Below are 246 nucleotides of genomic sequence, written 5' to 3'. Positions count from 1 at the left end.
CCCGTGGTCGAAGTTGGCCCGAGCGTGTACCAGCAGATCATGAACCCGATCAATCCCGACACGGCCGAGATCCCCGCGTACGCCTCCACGGCGCAGGACGCGGCCGAGTACGTCGACCAGCGCACCCGCGGGATCCGCACGCTGGAGCAGTATGCGCAGGCCTTGGTCCAGGTGCAGGCGGTACGCCACAACGTGGGCATGCCGCAGGGGATCGCGCTCACTCCTCTGGCGGACAACTAGCGGGAG

At 67.9% G+C, this 246-nt stretch carries 1 protein-coding gene; it reads left to right on the top strand.

Annotated elements, in window-relative coordinates:
- On the top strand, positions 1-240 hold a 240-nt coding region (locus ACQG3P_RS21665; protein ID WP_426806203.1), incomplete at its 5' end, for a hypothetical protein.
- Positions 241-246 lie beyond the last annotated feature (6 nt).

This window comes from Stenotrophomonas sp. SrG (assembly GCF_050031795.1).
Lineage (GTDB): Bacteria > Pseudomonadota > Gammaproteobacteria > Xanthomonadales > Xanthomonadaceae > Stenotrophomonas > Stenotrophomonas rhizophila_A.
The sequence above is the reverse complement of the archived record's forward strand: the minus strand, read 5'-3'. Positions and strand labels throughout refer to the sequence as shown.